Origin of the sequence: Bremerella cremea, from assembly GCF_003335505.1 — a bacterium.
Taxonomy (GTDB): Bacteria; Planctomycetota; Planctomycetia; order Pirellulales; family Pirellulaceae; genus Bremerella; species Bremerella cremea_A.
Window position 1 is genome coordinate 79,309 of the sequence record NZ_QPEX01000024.1, and the last position, 15,442, is coordinate 94,750.

Genomic DNA, 15,442 nt, shown 5'->3' on the forward strand with positions numbered 1-15,442 from the left:
AGCAGCACTCCCCACAGTCCCTGCGGGGGTGGCGTGTGCTTGCGACGCTTCGAGAGAAATTTTGCCGATTTATCTGGGGAAGCAAGCGATCAAATTGATATCGGGCTGGGATATACGGATCCGGATCACCGGCCTGATGGCGTTAATTGTAGGTGAACTGCACCCCCCAAGCGAGAACCCAGCTGGCAACATACGGCAATGAGATTAAATAGCTTGCGACGCTCATTCTCACCTCCTGATTGATTTCGTCCCCCTCTATATGTATGTTGCGTCTTCCTGCTCAAGGAGCAGACGATCGCGGCCACGCCCCCCCGAGGACGTTGAGTTTCAGACGTTTCCAACCAACCCGATCCGAAGCTGCGTGACTAACTCAGCGTTTGACGGCGCACCCAAGAGCAATTCCCACGTTGACGCACGGTTAATCTATTGGCAAGAAGGATATGACATGTCAAATCCAGGAAGTTTTCTGAACACGTTTCTGGGTCTTCAGTTGCTTGACATTGGGGACGACGATGGAAGATATGCGAACCTTGAGGAAGCAGCGGCATCCATAAAGTCAGAACTTGAGTCGAATCCATGGCAGCTCGCACGCTACGTCAGAGTAGGCCTGGACAAAGATGTTGCGCCGGCAGAACCAGTATTGGATGAAGTCGAAGAAGCAATTAAAGCTCAATGGAAACTTTTCAGAAACAAGCACACTGACCGCCCGATTTCCATATTGCGAGCAGTTCTCTGGGAGGCGATCGGGCGACTAGCGAATGACGACGACCAATTAGTAATCATCGGACTGACAGCCAAATCCGAGTCCAAATACTCTAACCTCGGTCCCGAGGCGAGTTCTTGTCAGCAGTTAATCGATCTTGCAGTTGAAAAACTTGAGTCCAAGGCTATCGAGGCGTGGACAAATGTTCCCCAAATAGAATTGCATGAGGAGCAACTCAAGATTCTACAGGTGAACGAAAAAAGTCTGACTGCGAATATCTTGGCAGCATGTGGACCAGAAGGCACGGAAGGTGCAATTGAGGGAGCCAATCCGACTTGGCCGGCTAGCAATCAACAATGGTCATCAGTATTTAGCCAGAAAGTTGGCCGTGCAGTTGCACTTGCCATCAATAGCCTAGTTCAACCAGCTCAGCGAAACCTATTCAATATCGCAGAGGACCTTACAAGACAATTCAATGACGAGATGCTCGTCGTCTCTCGCAAGACTGACCTACTCTGGTGGGGTCAATCAAAATTCTGTTTATCGACATCGACGGGCTTTAGCGACATTCCCAAATTGGCGATGCCTTTCCTGTTGGCACTGGACGTCCATCGGCTCGCACCTGTTCTCTGCCCGCATTCTGTTGAGCACTATTTGGCATCTATGGTAAGTGACGCCGCTCATCGAACGAAAAAGACAACTATTCGTCCGGTGATCGACGCTCTCGTCGCCAAAGAGTTTCAAGAAATCGTAGCCCAAGCCGTCGAAGATGTCCCCGATCTTCCCGGAAGATGCGGTTTACTTGGTGCGCTTAAGCGTACGCTCGCTGACACAAATGCTCTAGATAACATTGAAAACGATCTCTCAATCGGAACTAACGAGCTGTCACTTGCGGAAATTGCACAGTTGTTCTTTCGTGAACTTCAACTGATCTACGTGGCGGATTCGTATGATGCGGGAGAATCCGATGAATAAGCACCATTGCAGTGAAACTGACTGTGACCTTCGAACTGGTTGTCAAAGGGGTGAACTTTATCCCAAAGATTGCCAGTACTACGAATCCAGCGAAGACGCGACAACAAGCAAAGCTGATTATGACAGCCCTATTCCTTGGCATGGGAGCGTACTTGGACTCGCGGACTTACAGCACGTTGCCGCTCGCGGGCGACCTCACTTGATTGGATTAGTTGGAACACATAATTCAGGCAAGACAACCTTCCTCACTTCCGTATACCTGAAGCTTTTTCAAGGGGCTCGTATACCCGACAAGCGATTTTCAGGTTCATTTTCGTTAAGTGCGTGGGAAAGCCTCGCTAACAATCTTCGATATCCAAACGAAACGCCAGCGATGTTCCCTCGGCATACGCCCAACACTGAGGACCGTGTCCCAGGCCTACTCCATCTTGCGTTTCGGAATTCAAGGAATCGCCTCGAAGACTATCTGTTTACGGATGCCCCTGGAGAATGGTTCTCCAACTGGAGCACCAATCGCAGTGCCGAAAACGCGAAGGGGGCCCGATGGATAGCAAAATTCTCTGACTCAATTCTGTTTTTCATCGATTGCGAAGAGTTGGCTGGCGAGAATGTCGGAACCACGCGAAATTCTATAACCCAACTTGCACAACGCCTTGCAGATGAAGTCGAAGACAAACGAGTATTGATAATCTGGTCGAAACATGACATTCAGTTGGACCCGATTATCCACGAACAGATTTCGACTCGACTCGCGGATTACCTTCCTGCGGCCAAGCACTTTAACATTTCGGTTTATGAAGACGACCATTTGGGGATTCAGACGGTTGCCAAGGAACTGTTAGGCCGCCTCGACTTCCAGGGAACTAGAATCACGATCAAAGTACCTATACGTGCCGACAACCCCTTTTTCACCTTTCGTTCTGTCTAGTCTCATGCCCAACAAATCTATGTCCAAGTCCATTGCCGTCCTCGGTGGTCCCAACACGGGCAAGTCGCACTTCGCGATACAACTTTTCGGTCGACTTCGAACGAAAAAAGGGGCAATCTCCTTACGCCAGGCACCGGAAAGCACTTCGCTTTTTCAGGCAGGACTAGAAAGGCTAAATCAGGGAATAGCAGCAATTCATACGTCAACGGACACCTATCTTGAATGCATGCTTCCATTGAGTTGCGGCGGCAGGGATATTGATATCACTTGGCCAGACTACGACGGAGAACAACTCCACAGGCTGGTCACAAAGAGACAAATCAATCAGGAGTGGCAAGACCGCGTTTCATCCGCCGACGCTTGGCTTCTCTTTGTGCGTCTTGGAATTATGCCTCAGCACAAAGACATTCTTTCTGCTCCCATCGATACAGATATTCCGGCGGCAGACGATGTGGAAACAACGGAGTTAAATGCTGAAGCAGTCATTGACGAACTAACTGGTCAAGCGAAAGTTATCGAACTACTCCAGATCCTTCTCAACGCTGCTAATATTGACATTTCGAGCCCAACTTTGAAGCCCAAAATTGGAGTAGTACTGTCATGCTGGGATGAAGTCTGCGACAAGCCAAACGTAGTTCCCGAATCTCTTCTAGGCGACAAGGCTCCATTGATCTACCAGTTCCTGGAATCGAACTGGGTTAACGAAAGTCAATTCGTGATGGGCCTTTCCTCAACTGGGAAGCCATTGGACCAAAATAAGCCGGACGAGGATTTCAAAAAGAGAGGGCCAGAGGAATTTGGGTTCTCCATCGACACTGACGGAAGTCAGGTCGATGATCTCACCCTTCCCATTTCCAAACTACTCGAATTGACTGAAACACATGAAAGTTGAATTTGCAGCATATGGCGACAAGAAGGGAGCACACGCGTTAAAGATTTCCTCGTTTCAGGCCTCTGTTGTTGAGAAAACCCTCCAGATAACTGACCTTGCGTGGGGTCTTCCCGATAGCCTCGGCTCCTCCCCAATGTATCGGGCACGTGCGATCGACGACTATTTTGTGTTAACGAAGACAATTCGTGACACGAATGCAAGCCGCCCGGGCATGGCCGCAACCACTGCCGCGTTCTTTCCTCTAGACGAAGTAATTCAGGTCCCTAGTTTTCGTAGCCTGTTAGACCTACTCCCAGATCCTTCTGTAACGCCCGTCCAGTACTCTGGTCTTGATTTCCCACTTCCCGGTTCATCAAATTCAGACACAAAAGTTCAATTATCTGGGATGCTAATTGAGTCGTTGCTCGACAATTCCGATCGCCCTGTCGTCTGGGCAGGAATGGACAATTTCACCGAAGCCGTAGCAGAATTATGGTCCCTTATCCCACCCTCTATCAGACGCAAACTAGGCTTCGCGTTTGTCTGCGATCCAAGCGTTGGCAACAAGGATGGCTACTCTGTGCTTTATTGCCCGATTGCACTGGCAAGCAAGTGGACCATTAAACTAGTCACTGAAGGCCCATTGCGATCTGGAGCATTGGACCCAACGACCGAACTCTACTTCCTTAATCCGTCGGTTCGATTTCAGATAAATCAATCCATGGATGAGTTGGGCATCTCGATCAATGGATTTCCTGAGCTCAGAAGAGCCTGTGCATGTCATAACACGCTTCAAAACCTGGAGTCGTCAACTAATCTAGAAGCGACAAAACTTCTTAGAAACCTAGGGGTTTTAAGTCCTCAATCAAAGCTCGGAATCGACGCGAGGACGCGAGTAGTAAACGAAATTTGCAGTCGCATAAAGTCAGGAAGCCTTGATGCGATGAAACTTGTTAGAAACATCGACTTTGCTCAACTCGAAGCCTCCAAAATGGCAAAAAGTGCCTTTTTCGAGGGCATCCAGGTTTGCCTCGAAGATAGCTCGTCGAATATCGGCACTCTAGCGGAACTCGTTCTAGAAGCGGTTTATCACTCGGACAGAGACTGGGCGGAAGGAACAATTTCTGGCTTCGCGAAGTATTCCAATGTCTGTTCCGATGTAGTTGCAGGTCGCGTCTGGAACCTATTTTCGGAAAGCCCCGATCTTGCAGTTGAGGCGGCAACACTGATGCCAAACATTAAGCAACACGATCACGTGTTGGCAGTGACCGCCCCAAATAATGTTACCAATGATTTGGGCATTCAATTATGCAATATAGCGAAGAAGCAGAGATTGCCTGAACTTCATGCTGTTGGTCTGGCGGCCCACTCATCTATTCGCAACGCAGTTCAAGAGCTTCAAAATAGCTGGAGTCCAAGTGAGTTGCGTAAATCTCTCAAACGCTTAAGGGCCAGAGTAGACATTGATAAATTCCTCCAAACTGTTGGGCAAATTGAGAACGAGCAGTTGTCCGCAGTCGCCGCTGAGTGCTGTGCTGAAAATCCACAGTTGTTGCCAATTCACTTTGACGCCAATTCTAGCGCTTGGCGTAGAGTCATCTGCGATATCATCACACTCTCGCCCGCCAATCCCGATTCCCTGAATCTGATTGAGGTCGCAATTGAAGATTCAATCCAGCTACTCTTGACAGACGAATTGGACCCTGCGTATCAGAGAGCGTTATCCAAGACAAGATTTTCCAACATCATAGATGCTAAGAATCGTCCGAAACTCTGGGACAAAATGGACCCTGTCGCAAATCCCGGTTTCCTCAAGTCAACGGCAACAGCAATGATTGACCGTATCCACGAAGGCGAGATTCGCGCCGACGAGGTTGAACCTCCACTACTCGGGGCAATCGTGCATCCAGATTTTCGAAATCGGCTGCTTCCAAGTGAGGGGGAAAGGGCCTTGAATAAGGTTGTAAATGCCTTCGACACGCTAAATCAGCTTGGCGAACAAGACTTTGAGAGTTGGCGATCGACTTACCTTGCCCGGAACCAGCCAGTTTCGAATATCGACGCGATCATACTCGGCAAGTTTGTTCGTGATCGACACTGGGAAGGTGTTGCGTCATCTCTCGCAAACGACGTCAATTGGTATAGACGGCAAGATCTTCGTCCCGCCGTAAGCCAATTTCCTGATCTGTTGAATTGGATCCAGCGATACCAATTTGGCGGAATTGCAGTTCGCGTCTCCCCAGACGAATGGTGGCATGAAGTGGAAACGACTCTAACGGGACTCTATTCAAATGGACCAAGAACTAGCGGTATTTGGGAGCGTGCAAGCGGGAATCCCGCTGACTTGGTGAGCGAAGGCACTGCCACCAATCAGTGGCGCCAGTGCCTCCATGGTTTAAGAAACGGTTCTCAGAGTGGTGAGCTAACCATCAAATCACTGCTTAAAGCTTCCTTGAGTGACTATCGAAACAACACTCATCTGCGAATGCTTGACGAAACAATTCCCTAAATGAGTTGTGTTGCCTTTAAATCCTTTAGTAAACGCTGAACCGCGATGCCCTGATTTCTGACGCTTCCATCATTCATCAAATCTCCTCCCGCATGATGGAGCGCCACCAGCGTCCAGTCTGATTGAAAAACTGGCGACCCGGAAGAGCCCGGCAATGTGTCTGTCAGGTATTGGACCCTGTCTTCGTTTGAATACACAACTACGTTGTGATATAGAGCCACTACTTTGGGTTTCGCCAATGGGTGTTGAATAATATTGACGTAGTCACCTTCTTTGACGCTGCATCCCATCAATGGGATCTCACCCCACTCTTTATTCGCATCCCCATCGATTCGAACCGCCGTCCAATCGTGCGACGCTGAAGTAGCAAATCCGAGTTCAGGTTTAAGAGAAAACGTCGATGTCGCTGCCAACGAACCGTTGAGATTATGTTGGTAATTAAAAATCACCGACGCTTTTCGAGCATCTTCCTCGTCACTGATTACGTGATTATTCGTAATCAACAGATTATTGCTTATCAAAAAACCAGTGCCCGCGGTCTGGCCCAGTTGAACCAGTGCTACCGATTTAGCCCTAAATTGCCCCATTTCAAGGAAATGGAGTGGCAGAAACGTTGGCTCTTTTCCGGTAATCTTTTCAAGCTCAATTCGGCTTCGCTTTCCTTGCCAATCCGAATCAGCAATTCCAAGTGCCGAGATTGCACGAATTTCGTTCGTGTCTTGCAGAATCTGTTCAATGTTTTTCCAATTTGCGGCTGGATACTCACTGGACGCGACGCTAATCAGCGACTCCAACATCTCCTGCTTGCGAGCCTCCTTCAGTACGTTTTGCCAAACAACCTTCGTAGGGCCACCAAAATCGATCATCCCAAGAGGCAATCCAGCTTGGTCCGCTACGTACTTGATAACTTTACTGTCATCAATAAGACTCGCGAAAATTTCGACCAACTCATTCGGCACTCGATACATCTAACTCTCCTGCGATATCCAACCCCTGCAACGACAACTGATGATATCAAATCCACAAAGGGATCATTAACATGGGATCCACGTTGTATAGAAGAAGCTCCTTCAATTGCCAACACTACAACTAAGTGCTCGGCGTAAAGTTTGATTATCCCTGAGTTCGCTACTCCAACGTGCCGTGTTTTCAGGAGCCAATCGCTCTTCTTTCTTGAAACGAATGAATTGTAATCCATTCTTGACGCCCGATACTCTCTGAACCGAGAATCAAGTGAACATACGTTCACTTTCACGTCCAACAAGACCAACGCCACTGTTGCCACTGAAGGTTCTGAAACTGACTCAGTTTTCAGGCAAAGCCTCAGGTCGAATTCATCGATTCGTGACACCTGTCGGCGTACCAAAGGACACTAGCTGTAGGACTTTCTAGGAAATCAGGGAAAACCGATGGCCAAGACAATCGCGATTTACGTACGCGTTTCTACGCAACAACAAGATTTCAGATCCCAGGAACCCGACCTCCAACAATGGGCGGACGCACAAAACGGAAGGATCAAGTGGTATCGGGATAAAGCAACTGGAAAGCGGATGAACCGTCCTGCTTGGAATGAATTGGAATTCGCACTACGGATGGGCAAAATCTTCCAGGTAGTCGTCTGGAGAATCGATCGATTGGGACGCACGGTCAGCGGCCTTGCTTCGCTCTTCGACGAATTCCAAGACCGGAACATCAACTTTGTCAGCCTCAAAGATGGAGTCGATCTCTCTACCTCAGCCGGTCGGCTGATGGCGAATATGCTCGCGAGCGTCGCTCAATACGAAACCGAATTGCGTGGTGAGAGGGTAGCCGCTGGCCAAGCTGCTGCCCGAGCAAAGGGAAAACGCTGGGGAGGCTCTCAGGCGGGCAAACGGAAAAAGGTTACATCAACGCAGGAAAAGGCAGTTTTAGCGATGAAGGCTGCGGGCGAACCAATCACTGCGATTGCAAAGGCCGTGGGATTGTCGCGTCCGACGATCTACAGCATTCTGGAAACACCATAGTCGCTCCCTCCCGTCAGGCATCTCTTTTTTGACTCGATTGTCCAGTGGGAACGGACGCCTGCGAATAGGATTGATTGAACAAACTTTCTAGGATGTAAGTTGTTCCGAAATCCGCACGACCAGCCGTCGAGTCAAAGTAAATGAGTCAAGTACACGCGAAATTAACAGCCATCAACCAAGCATCGGAAGCTATTCGGTTCGCTCAGGAATTGGGGAGCAAACTTGCGAGAACCAAGGCGTACCGACTGCGAGGTGGTACTCATCAAGAAACAATAGGCGAGGATGACAACGGACGTCGCGTCCTCGTGACATATCACGACGGAGAAACGGTAGAAAGCTACCGTGATTTATCGGAGGTTTTCAAAGATAAATTTGAGGCACTTTCCGAGGAAGCCATTTCATCTTCGCAACGCAAGATTCTTTGCATCTACGAGTTTGAAATCAAGCAATTTCGGCAAATTCTGCTTCAATCAATCTCAGTCGTCGAGTCTCCGCCACCTGGCTTCGATGAAGTAGCTGCCATTCTGAGAGAGATCGGAAATCTGGCTTACGAAATGCTGGCCCGAAGTCGATCGAATTGGGAGTTCAACTACTACGCTGATTATGGTTACCGGTTAAGTGAATTGGCCCAAAATGGGCACAAAGCCGTCGAATCCATTAACCCGTTCGATTCGAAGAGTGCGACATCTAGTCATGGTGAAACGACAACGTCCATCCGAAAAAAGAAGAGTACCGCCTCGGGCGATGCTCAATCGAAAATCCTTGGGGCACTAGAGAAGCACCACCAAGGCGGCGATACGCCGAACAGCGCCCCCATTGGCGTCAGCGAATTAGCTAGGATGGCAGACGTATCGAAGTCTACTGCATCTGAGTTCTTCAAAAGATTTGCCGGCGGACACCATGAATATCAGAGATTATGTCGAGAAGGAGCTATCGAAAAGTTTCTAGTTCGTAAAAGCGATATTGAACCAATGCGGCAAATCTCCGAGGACTTCGAGATTCCTGACAGCGAGTAACAATCAGCCCCATTGTTCGATCGTTTGGTTCGATCATCGAACGCTTGAAAAAATTTCTTTGCGATCATAAGCCCTTTTCTGCACGGCACTTCCGCAATCTGCGTTCCGGTGTTCGGAAGCTGAACAACCTGAATTTCTCCCATAGGTAGGACCACACAAGTGGTCATCAACCTTTCTTTCACATGGGAGACACGAATGTCCAAATCCAAATCGAATCCCCTTCTTCTAGCTCCACCTAAAGAAGCTGCGGCAATCTTGGGAATATCGCCCCGACTACTTTGGCAATTAACCAAAAACGGAGAAATAGCTTGCGTCCGAATCGGAACGGGCAAGAGGAAACGAGTGCGATACGCACATTCCGACCTCGATGAGTTCGTGAAAAACAATACCCACGTTTCGCCAAAATATAGCCGCTAAATGCACGAATCGGCGAAGCCACAATTCAGCCAATTGGCTTAAATTCAACTAAATCACCTAAGGAGAAAAATCATGGCAAGTGTAACACGAAATAAAGATGCCCAGGGCAAGTGGCGATATCGGATTCAATTCTACGATGCTGAAAAACGTCGGCATTCTCGTCAGCTTGGGAGAGTGAGCAAGCAACACGCCGATACAGTTGCTGGGCACATCCAGAATCTCGTAGATGTAAAGAAGTCCAACGCAGAGTTGAACGCGAAGACTGATGGCTGGCTACGAAATGAAGCTCCGAAGAACTTGGTGAATTGGCTCGCAGAACTAGGCCTTTGCGATAGCATTCGGAGGCAGAAATTGGGTGAGTTCATTTCCGCCTACATCCAATCTCGGGAAAATTCAAAACCCAATACCATTCGCAACTATACCAACAGCCAGAAAAAGCTAACGGACTTTTTTGGTGAGGATCGGTTCCTAGACGAGATTAGCGAAGGCGACGCCGATGAATGGCATCAGTCGCTGATCAATTACCGCTACAGCAAAGCCACGATCAGCAAGGCCATCAAGCACGCCAAACACTTTTTCACGAAGGCTAAACGCAGAGATCTCGTCAGGATCAATCCGTTTCAACACCTAAAGGCAGGAGGAGAACGAAACGAAAGCCGTAACTTCTTCGTTGAACGGGACGTAATCGACAAGGCAATTTCTGAGACACCTGAAATCGAGATGAAGCTTGTCATCACTTTGGCACGCTACGGTGGGCTTCGGTGCCCCAGCGAGATTCAAGCTCTCGAATGGTGCGACATCGACTGGGATAAAGGACGAATCAAAGTCAAATCCCCCAAAACTGAGCACCACGGCAAATCACACCGCGTCATTCCACTATTCCCAGAACTGATTCCTCTGCTTCGCGAAGCTCATGATTCCGCCGAGGATAAAGCCGGTTTCGTGATAACCAAGTATCGAAACAAGAACGCGAACCTTCGAACTCAGTTCAAGAGAATCCTAACCCAAGCTGGTATCACCCCATGGGAAAGGCTTTTTCAAAATCTGCGAACGTCGCGGCAAAACGAACTTGCAGACGAATACCCAATGCATGTAGTGATTGAATGGATGGGCAATTCCGAGCTTGTGGCGTTGAAGCATTACCTGAAGGTCAAGGAATCACACTTTAGAGAGGCAACGCGAGCTAAAACTAGCGCCGTTGGTGATGAAAGTGTGCCAAAATCAACGCCGCAGGTTGAAGCGGCGAAAAGCACAGAAGAGCAGGAACCCCATGAGGGGAAAGCACTTACATCAGAAACTGTTGCAGACACTGGACTTACGAAAGGCCAGAAAGTACCCCCTAGGGGAGTCGAACCCCTGTTTTCGGGCTGAGAACCCGACGTCCTGGGCCACTAGACGAAGGGGGCATGGTGGGTGCTGTTTACTTTCTTCGGCTGGCCGGGGCGAATTGCGTGAGGCGAGGCCGATGATGTGTGTATTACCCATGTTATAACGGTTTTTTGACGCCCGTCCAGTGGCCAGCGTGGGGTGTTCTGGCCGAGTGGGTGGCGGCCTATCTGACTTAGACAGCTTGGCTGAGGAGTGGTTCGCGGCGGCGTAGCCTTAGGGCATCTTTTCGCCAGGCGAGAAATTGGCTTGGCGATCTTTACGCAGGTAATGATCGGCCACAGCCGTGTCGAGGAAAAGTTGGCCCACGTGGTAAGCGACCATCGGCAAGATGGCCAGCGGACTGGCCGTGTAAAATTCCGTCGCAATCGCCAAACCAATCATCAGCGTCTTTTGACTACCAGAGAAAGCAATCGCGATCTCATCAGGGCGACTAAACCTCAGCCGTCGGGCAATTCCAGCCCCCATGACCAGCGTCGAGAAGTGAACCGTCAGCACCAGCACGATCATTGTGGCAAACGAAAAGAGGGTCGGCATTTCTGCGGCAGGCAAGCTGCGGAGCTTCAGGCCGCAACTGATACATCCCAGCAAAACCATCGCTAAAATTCCGATTTGAGCGATGATGCTGAGCGAGAATTTATGTCGCGATGCCCAGTCGCCTGCCTTAGGTATCAAGCGAGCCAATTGCCCCAATGCCATCGGCAAGACGATCAGCACAAACAACTTGCTGACCATGTCGACCAACGACAGCCCTTTGCCGGTCGGATCAGGCCAAACGGTGATGGTGATTTCACTTCCGGTGGTCCACAGGAGCCAGAAGGGGGTTACCAGAAAGCAAAGTGAATTGGTCACGATTGTCACCACCAACGCAGCCGAATCGTTCCCCCCTGCCCTTCGTGTCCAAACGGCAGCCGAAGCCAACGTGCAAGGAATCGCAGCGATCAGGTTGATGCCAATTGCGAAATCGCCAGCAGCCAGCAGCGAAAGCGCCCAAGCAATCAGTGGCAGCACCCCAAAATTCATCCCGGTTGCTAGCAGGGAGGCGGCTGGGCGGCGAACGGCATTGTGCAAATCGCCAAAAGCCAGCGGAAAGGCCATTAAAAAGAGAACCGTTACCACGATTCCGTTCCGCAAAACGGCCATGTTCGGCAGTTCGCGGAGCGGCTCTGAGAATGCAAATCCGACCGATACAACGACCATCAGGCCAGCCAGGAACCAATGTCGTCGTAAAATAGATCGCACGTCGCCTCGCTTTCTGGCCCGTTTGGCGTTCGCCAGACAGACTCTTTTGCCTAACCGATCTATCTGCCGATCGGGGTTGCGGTTAGAATCGAAGATCGGTTTGCACTTAACCTAGGCACCTAGAGCAGTTTACCGCCGACCGGCCCTTCAGCGGAAGCGGCCTGCGGAATCTCGCTCGGGGCCAAAGTCTTTATTTTGCATAATGTTGCGTTATTGGACAGCGGGCGAATCCCACGGTAAAACCCTTCTCGCGATGATCGACGGCTTTCCGGCCGGGCTGACGATCGACGAGGAACCTATTAATCGCGAGCTTGCTCGGCGCCAGGGAGGATATGGCCGGGGCGGACGACAGCGGATCGAGACCGACAAGGTCGAAGTCATGACTGGCGTCTGGAAAGGAATGACCTTGGGCAGCCCCATTGCCTTACAGGTCATCAATCGCGATTACAAGCTAGAACGCCTGGAAGACTTGCCGCGCCCCCGCCCAGGACATGGTGACCTGACCGGAGCGATTAAGTTCCTTGGTCCGATTCGTGCGATTCTAGAACGAGCCAGTGCTCGCGAAACGGCCGTTCGTGTTGCTGCCGGCGCCCTGGCCAAGCAACTTTTGGCTGAATTCGATATCCAGGTCTACGGCTTTGTCGACGAGTTAGGCGGAATTGCCATCGAGCGGCCAGAGAACGTTGATGATGTCGAGGCGATGGTTGCCAAGCGTGATGAAAGCATCATCTACTCGCTTAACCCGGGCCAAGATCCTGAGTTCAAAGAACTGATCGACAAAACGGGCAAAGCAGGCGACACGCTCGGCGGGATTGTCGAAGTTCGCGTGGTCGGTGCTCCGTTTGGCCTTGGCACCCATGCCCAGTGGGAACGTAAGCTTGACGGTAAGCTGGCCCAAGCCGTCATGGCGGTGCAAGCGATCAAAGGGGTCGAGATTGGCATGGGCTTCCAAACCGCCCGCTTGCCCGGCTCGCAAGTTCACGATCCGATTCACTACGACGCTTCCGAGCAAGATAGCGTCAATCTTGGCTATACCCGCCCTTCCAACAATGCTGGTGGGCTAGAAGCTGGGATGACCAACGGGCAAACGATTGTCGTGCGTGCAGCCAAAAAGCCAATCAGCACGCTTCGCAAGCCACTGGAATCGGTCAATCTGGAAACCAAAGAAGCAGATGCGGCGTCGTACGAACGAAGCGATGTCTGTGCGGTTTCAGCCGCCAGTGTGATTGTGGAAAGTGTCGTGGCGTTTGAAATCGCCGTGGCGTTGGTCGACAAATTCGGCGGTGACAGCCTGGAAGAAATGAAGGCCCGTTACCAACTGTTCATGGACATGGCCCGGAAGCGTTAAGCCGCGGCCCAACAATTCGCCTGCCAAGCAAGGATGTTCGGCATGCACGAATCAACGAGACGCCTGCTTTGCCGGGTCGCATTCCTGTTGGGATGTGTCGTACCGACGGTCTGCACCCTCTCGTGGATTACCTATCGCCAATCGAACTGGGCGATCGAAGCAATCGAGCACGAACTCTCGCAAACGATTGGCCTCAAGTGCCAGATTGCTCGCTACTATAACCCGAAACCAACCAAGTGGATCTTTGAAGATGTTCACCTGGAACGGGCTGGCGAGGACGCGGTAGTCTTTCCGGTGCTCAAGGCCGAACTAGTCGAAAACACGTGGCATCTTTCAGCCGATGAAGCAGAAATCGACTGGGCATCGCGTCATCGACTGTGGGAGACCATCCAGGAAGGCATTCTGCTGAAACGTGGCGGGACTCAACAGTTGCACTTGAACGTGGCCGAGGTTCATTTTCGGGACGGCAACCAACCACCGCTCCGGCAATTAAGTATCCGCCACAATCCTGCAACTCAGCCGGCGTTGACCAGCATTGCGATGATTGGGAGTACCGATAACTCACCAACTCTGCAAGTCGCTCTGGATACAACCGCAGGCGTCCCCTGGCAACTGCAACTGAAAACGGACCGTCTGCTAACTGATCGCTTGGCCATGGCCGTACCACAACTGGCTGGGCTCGGGGCCGATGCCTATTACCAAGGACAGATGACGTTCGAGTTGGTTAACGATTCTCCAAACGTCGAACTTCGCGGCAACATCTATCAAATGAATTTAGAAACGGCCCTGGCCAGCAAGTTTGGCCTGCATGGGGCAGGCGGGGCCGATCTTTACTTGGACTCGGTCATTATTCGCCAGAATACCGTCCATTGGGCGAACGGTGTCTTGGCCTCGAAGAACGGCCAGATATCACGCCGACTACTCAATCGCGCCGCCCAGCACCTTCAACTGCGGGTGATTCCTCCATCGCAAAATGAAGACTTGATCGCCTATCACGAACTGGCTATCGGTTTCCGCGACGACCAAGGGCGTTTGACGCTCAGCGGGCTGTGCGCAAACATGCCACACGGCACTATGCTGGCCGGGCTTGAACATCCCCTGGCCATGGAAGGCCTGGTGAACAACCTTCCGGCAACAAACCTGGCAAGCGTCTTTCATGAAGACCACACGCCAAGTGTCCCTGCCTCGCAGCGGTCGGTAGATATGGCTCGCTGGCTGGCAGTTCCTCAACTGGCAGACCGCTCGGACAACTCGCTCCGGTAACGAACGCAAGCCTAGAGAATGGCAAATATTGACATCATTTGCCCACACTCTAGACTAAACTATGCCAGAGATCTTAGCTGGACTATTGGGCCTACAACCTAGCTTCCTGGCAAAGCCTTGGTGATAGAAGGAAAACCGGATGGCCAATTCTCTCAACCTATCCCTTACCGACGAACTTCGCGCCTTCATCGACGCCAACTGCGGCGACGGCACCCTGTATGCCACGCCCAGTGAATTCGTGCGCGACGTTTTGCGTCAACGCAAAGCTCAAATCGAAGCCCAAAGGGCCCGCGATAGTATCATCGAAGGCTATGAAGACGCAATCGCTGGTCGCACGGTAAAGTTCCAAGGGGACGTGCGGGCGATGCTCAAGAAAGCGGAGCAGTGAGTCGCTCAGGCAAAGTGGACCTGGAATTCACACTGAGGGCCATTTCTGACTTGGAAGGTATTGTCAACTTCAGCCTTACGCAATTCGGTAAAAAGGCTACCGACAAGTATCTCGATTCCTTGAATGCGGCTTTCGATCGCATTCAGTCCCACCCAAATTTGCTTTGTGCAGAACCTAGCTTTCACCCTGATTTTTGCTTCTATCGGGCGAACAAGCACTTGATCGTCTGCGATGCCTCGCCCAAAACGATCTTTGTCTTGACGATCCTTTCTACCAGTATGGATCTTCCAGCAAGACTGGCCGAATTACAGCCCTCGCTGGAAAGGGAAGTCGAGGCTCTGCATACCCGCCTCAGGAAGCCCAGAGGCGGCAAGCAGAAATAAGGCTCTCTGT

The 15,442-nt window shown here is 50.9% G+C and carries 14 protein-coding genes and 1 tRNA gene; 12 read left to right on the plus strand and 3 right to left on the minus strand.

Annotation, left to right across the window (positions count from 1 at the left end):
* Positions 1 to 445: 445 nt before the first annotated feature.
* The 4 genes from DTL42_RS11705 to DTL42_RS11725 are packed head-to-tail and all read left to right on the plus strand — an operon-like array spanning position 446 to position 5,986.
* Positions 446 to 1,678 carry a GTPase-associated system all-helical protein GASH gene (locus DTL42_RS11705; protein ID WP_114368913.1) on the plus strand — a complete coding sequence of 411 codons (1,233 nt, stop codon included), beginning with the start codon at positions 446 to 448 and terminating at the stop codon, positions 1,676 to 1,678.
* A complete protein-coding gene (locus DTL42_RS26000; RefSeq protein ID WP_147274256.1) occupies positions 1,671 to 2,606 on the plus strand; it encodes a TRAFAC clade GTPase domain-containing protein in 936 nt (311 codons plus the stop codon). Before DTL42_RS11705 ends, DTL42_RS26000 begins: the two co-directional genes overlap by 8 nt.
* Before the next feature lie 19 nt (positions 2,607 to 2,625).
* Positions 2,626 to 3,498 (plus strand): hypothetical protein, encoded by an 873-nt coding sequence (locus DTL42_RS11720; RefSeq protein ID WP_114368916.1) that lies wholly within the window; start codon positions 2,626 to 2,628, stop codon positions 3,496 to 3,498.
* Positions 3,488 to 5,986, plus strand: a complete 2,499-nt coding sequence (locus tag DTL42_RS11725) for an effector-associated domain EAD1-containing protein (RefSeq protein WP_114368917.1) — start codon at positions 3,488 to 3,490, stop codon at positions 5,984 to 5,986. The genes DTL42_RS11720 and DTL42_RS11725 overlap by 11 nt, the downstream gene beginning before the upstream one ends.
* Here the strand turns inward: DTL42_RS11725 and DTL42_RS11730 are convergent.
* A complete protein-coding gene (locus DTL42_RS11730; RefSeq protein ID WP_114368918.1) occupies positions 5,983 to 6,954 on the minus strand; it encodes a trypsin-like serine peptidase in 972 nt (323 codons plus the stop codon). The two genes, DTL42_RS11725 and DTL42_RS11730, sit on opposite strands and share 4 nt — an antisense overlap.
* Before the next feature lie 441 nt (positions 6,955 to 7,395).
* On the opposite strand from DTL42_RS11730, the gene DTL42_RS11735 reads away from it, so the two are divergent.
* The 4 genes from DTL42_RS11735 (at position 7,396) to DTL42_RS27140 (ending at position 10,793) form a co-directional block, all read left to right on the plus strand.
* Positions 7,396 to 7,989, plus strand: a complete 594-nt coding sequence (locus DTL42_RS11735; protein ID WP_114368919.1) for a recombinase family protein — start codon at positions 7,396 to 7,398, stop codon at positions 7,987 to 7,989.
* Between the two features lie 140 nt (positions 7,990 to 8,129).
* A complete protein-coding gene (locus DTL42_RS11740) occupies positions 8,130 to 9,005 on the plus strand; it encodes a hypothetical protein (protein ID WP_114368920.1) in 876 nt (291 codons plus the stop codon).
* Between the two features lie 195 nt (positions 9,006 to 9,200).
* Positions 9,201 to 9,422, plus strand: coding sequence for a helix-turn-helix domain-containing protein (locus DTL42_RS27135; protein ID WP_114368921.1), 222 nt, complete (start codon positions 9,201 to 9,203; stop codon positions 9,420 to 9,422).
* A 72-nt stretch (positions 9,423 to 9,494) separates the two neighbouring features.
* Entirely contained in the window at positions 9,495 to 10,793 is a 1,299-nt protein-coding gene (locus DTL42_RS27140; protein ID WP_425305523.1) for a tyrosine-type recombinase/integrase, read from the plus strand.
* Here DTL42_RS27140 and DTL42_RS11760 read toward each other — a convergent pair.
* Together DTL42_RS11760 and DTL42_RS11765 are read right to left on the minus strand one after the other, a co-directional pair.
* Positions 10,756 to 10,828 (minus strand) — tRNA-Glu (locus tag DTL42_RS11760). The genes DTL42_RS27140 and DTL42_RS11760 overlap by 38 nt on opposite strands.
* Positions 10,829 to 11,024: 196 nt before the next feature.
* A complete protein-coding gene (locus DTL42_RS11765) occupies positions 11,025 to 12,050 on the minus strand; it encodes a bile acid:sodium symporter family protein (protein WP_114368922.1) in 1,026 nt (341 codons plus the stop codon).
* A gap of 202 nt (positions 12,051 to 12,252) precedes the next feature.
* Here DTL42_RS11765 and aroC point away from each other — a divergent pair, with 202 nt between their 5' ends.
* From aroC to DTL42_RS11785, 4 genes are all read left to right on the plus strand, one after another.
* Positions 12,253 to 13,398, plus strand: a complete 1,146-nt coding sequence (gene aroC / locus DTL42_RS11770) for a chorismate synthase (RefSeq protein WP_114368923.1) — start codon at positions 12,253 to 12,255, stop codon at positions 13,396 to 13,398.
* A gap of 42 nt (positions 13,399 to 13,440) precedes the next feature.
* Positions 13,441 to 14,661 (plus strand): hypothetical protein, encoded by a 1,221-nt coding sequence (locus DTL42_RS11775; protein ID WP_114368924.1) that lies wholly within the window; start codon positions 13,441 to 13,443, stop codon positions 14,659 to 14,661.
* Between the two features lie 139 nt (positions 14,662 to 14,800).
* Positions 14,801 to 15,049, plus strand: a complete 249-nt coding sequence (locus tag DTL42_RS11780; RefSeq protein WP_114368925.1) for a ribbon-helix-helix domain-containing protein — start codon at positions 14,801 to 14,803, stop codon at positions 15,047 to 15,049.
* A complete protein-coding gene (locus tag DTL42_RS11785; protein ID WP_114368926.1) occupies positions 15,046 to 15,432 on the plus strand; it encodes a type II toxin-antitoxin system RelE/ParE family toxin in 387 nt (128 codons plus the stop codon). The genes DTL42_RS11780 and DTL42_RS11785 overlap by 4 nt, the downstream gene beginning before the upstream one ends.
* Positions 15,433 to 15,442 lie beyond the last annotated feature (10 nt).

Excerpts from the sequence above, each read along its gene's own strand:
- DTL42_RS11735 (WP_114368919.1), top strand. The coding sequence starts at position 7,396 with ATGGCCAAGACAATCGCGATTTACGTACGCGTTTCTACGCAACAACAA.
- aroC (WP_114368923.1), top strand. The coding sequence starts at position 12,253 with ATGTTGCGTTATTGGACAGCGGGCGAATCCCACGGTAAAACCCTTCTC.
- DTL42_RS26000 (WP_147274256.1), top strand. The coding sequence starts at position 1,671 with ATGAATAAGCACCATTGCAGTGAAACTGACTGTGACCTTCGAACTGGT.
- DTL42_RS11720 (WP_114368916.1), top strand. The coding sequence starts at position 2,626 with ATGTCCAAGTCCATTGCCGTCCTCGGTGGTCCCAACACGGGCAAGTCG.
- DTL42_RS11705 (WP_114368913.1), top strand. The coding sequence starts at position 446 with ATGTCAAATCCAGGAAGTTTTCTGAACACGTTTCTGGGTCTTCAGTTG.
- DTL42_RS27140 (WP_425305523.1), top strand. The coding sequence starts at position 9,495 with ATGGCAAGTGTAACACGAAATAAAGATGCCCAGGGCAAGTGGCGATAT.
- DTL42_RS11740 (WP_114368920.1), top strand. The coding sequence starts at position 8,130 with ATGAGTCAAGTACACGCGAAATTAACAGCCATCAACCAAGCATCGGAA.
- DTL42_RS11775 (WP_114368924.1), top strand. The coding sequence starts at position 13,441 with ATGCACGAATCAACGAGACGCCTGCTTTGCCGGGTCGCATTCCTGTTG.
- DTL42_RS11780 (WP_114368925.1), top strand. The coding sequence starts at position 14,801 with ATGGCCAATTCTCTCAACCTATCCCTTACCGACGAACTTCGCGCCTTC.
- DTL42_RS11725 (WP_114368917.1), top strand. The coding sequence starts at position 3,488 with ATGAAAGTTGAATTTGCAGCATATGGCGACAAGAAGGGAGCACACGCG.
- DTL42_RS11730 (WP_114368918.1), bottom strand. The coding sequence starts at position 6,954 with ATGTATCGAGTGCCGAATGAGTTGGTCGAAATTTTCGCGAGTCTTATT.
- DTL42_RS27135 (WP_114368921.1), top strand. The coding sequence starts at position 9,201 with ATGTCCAAATCCAAATCGAATCCCCTTCTTCTAGCTCCACCTAAAGAA.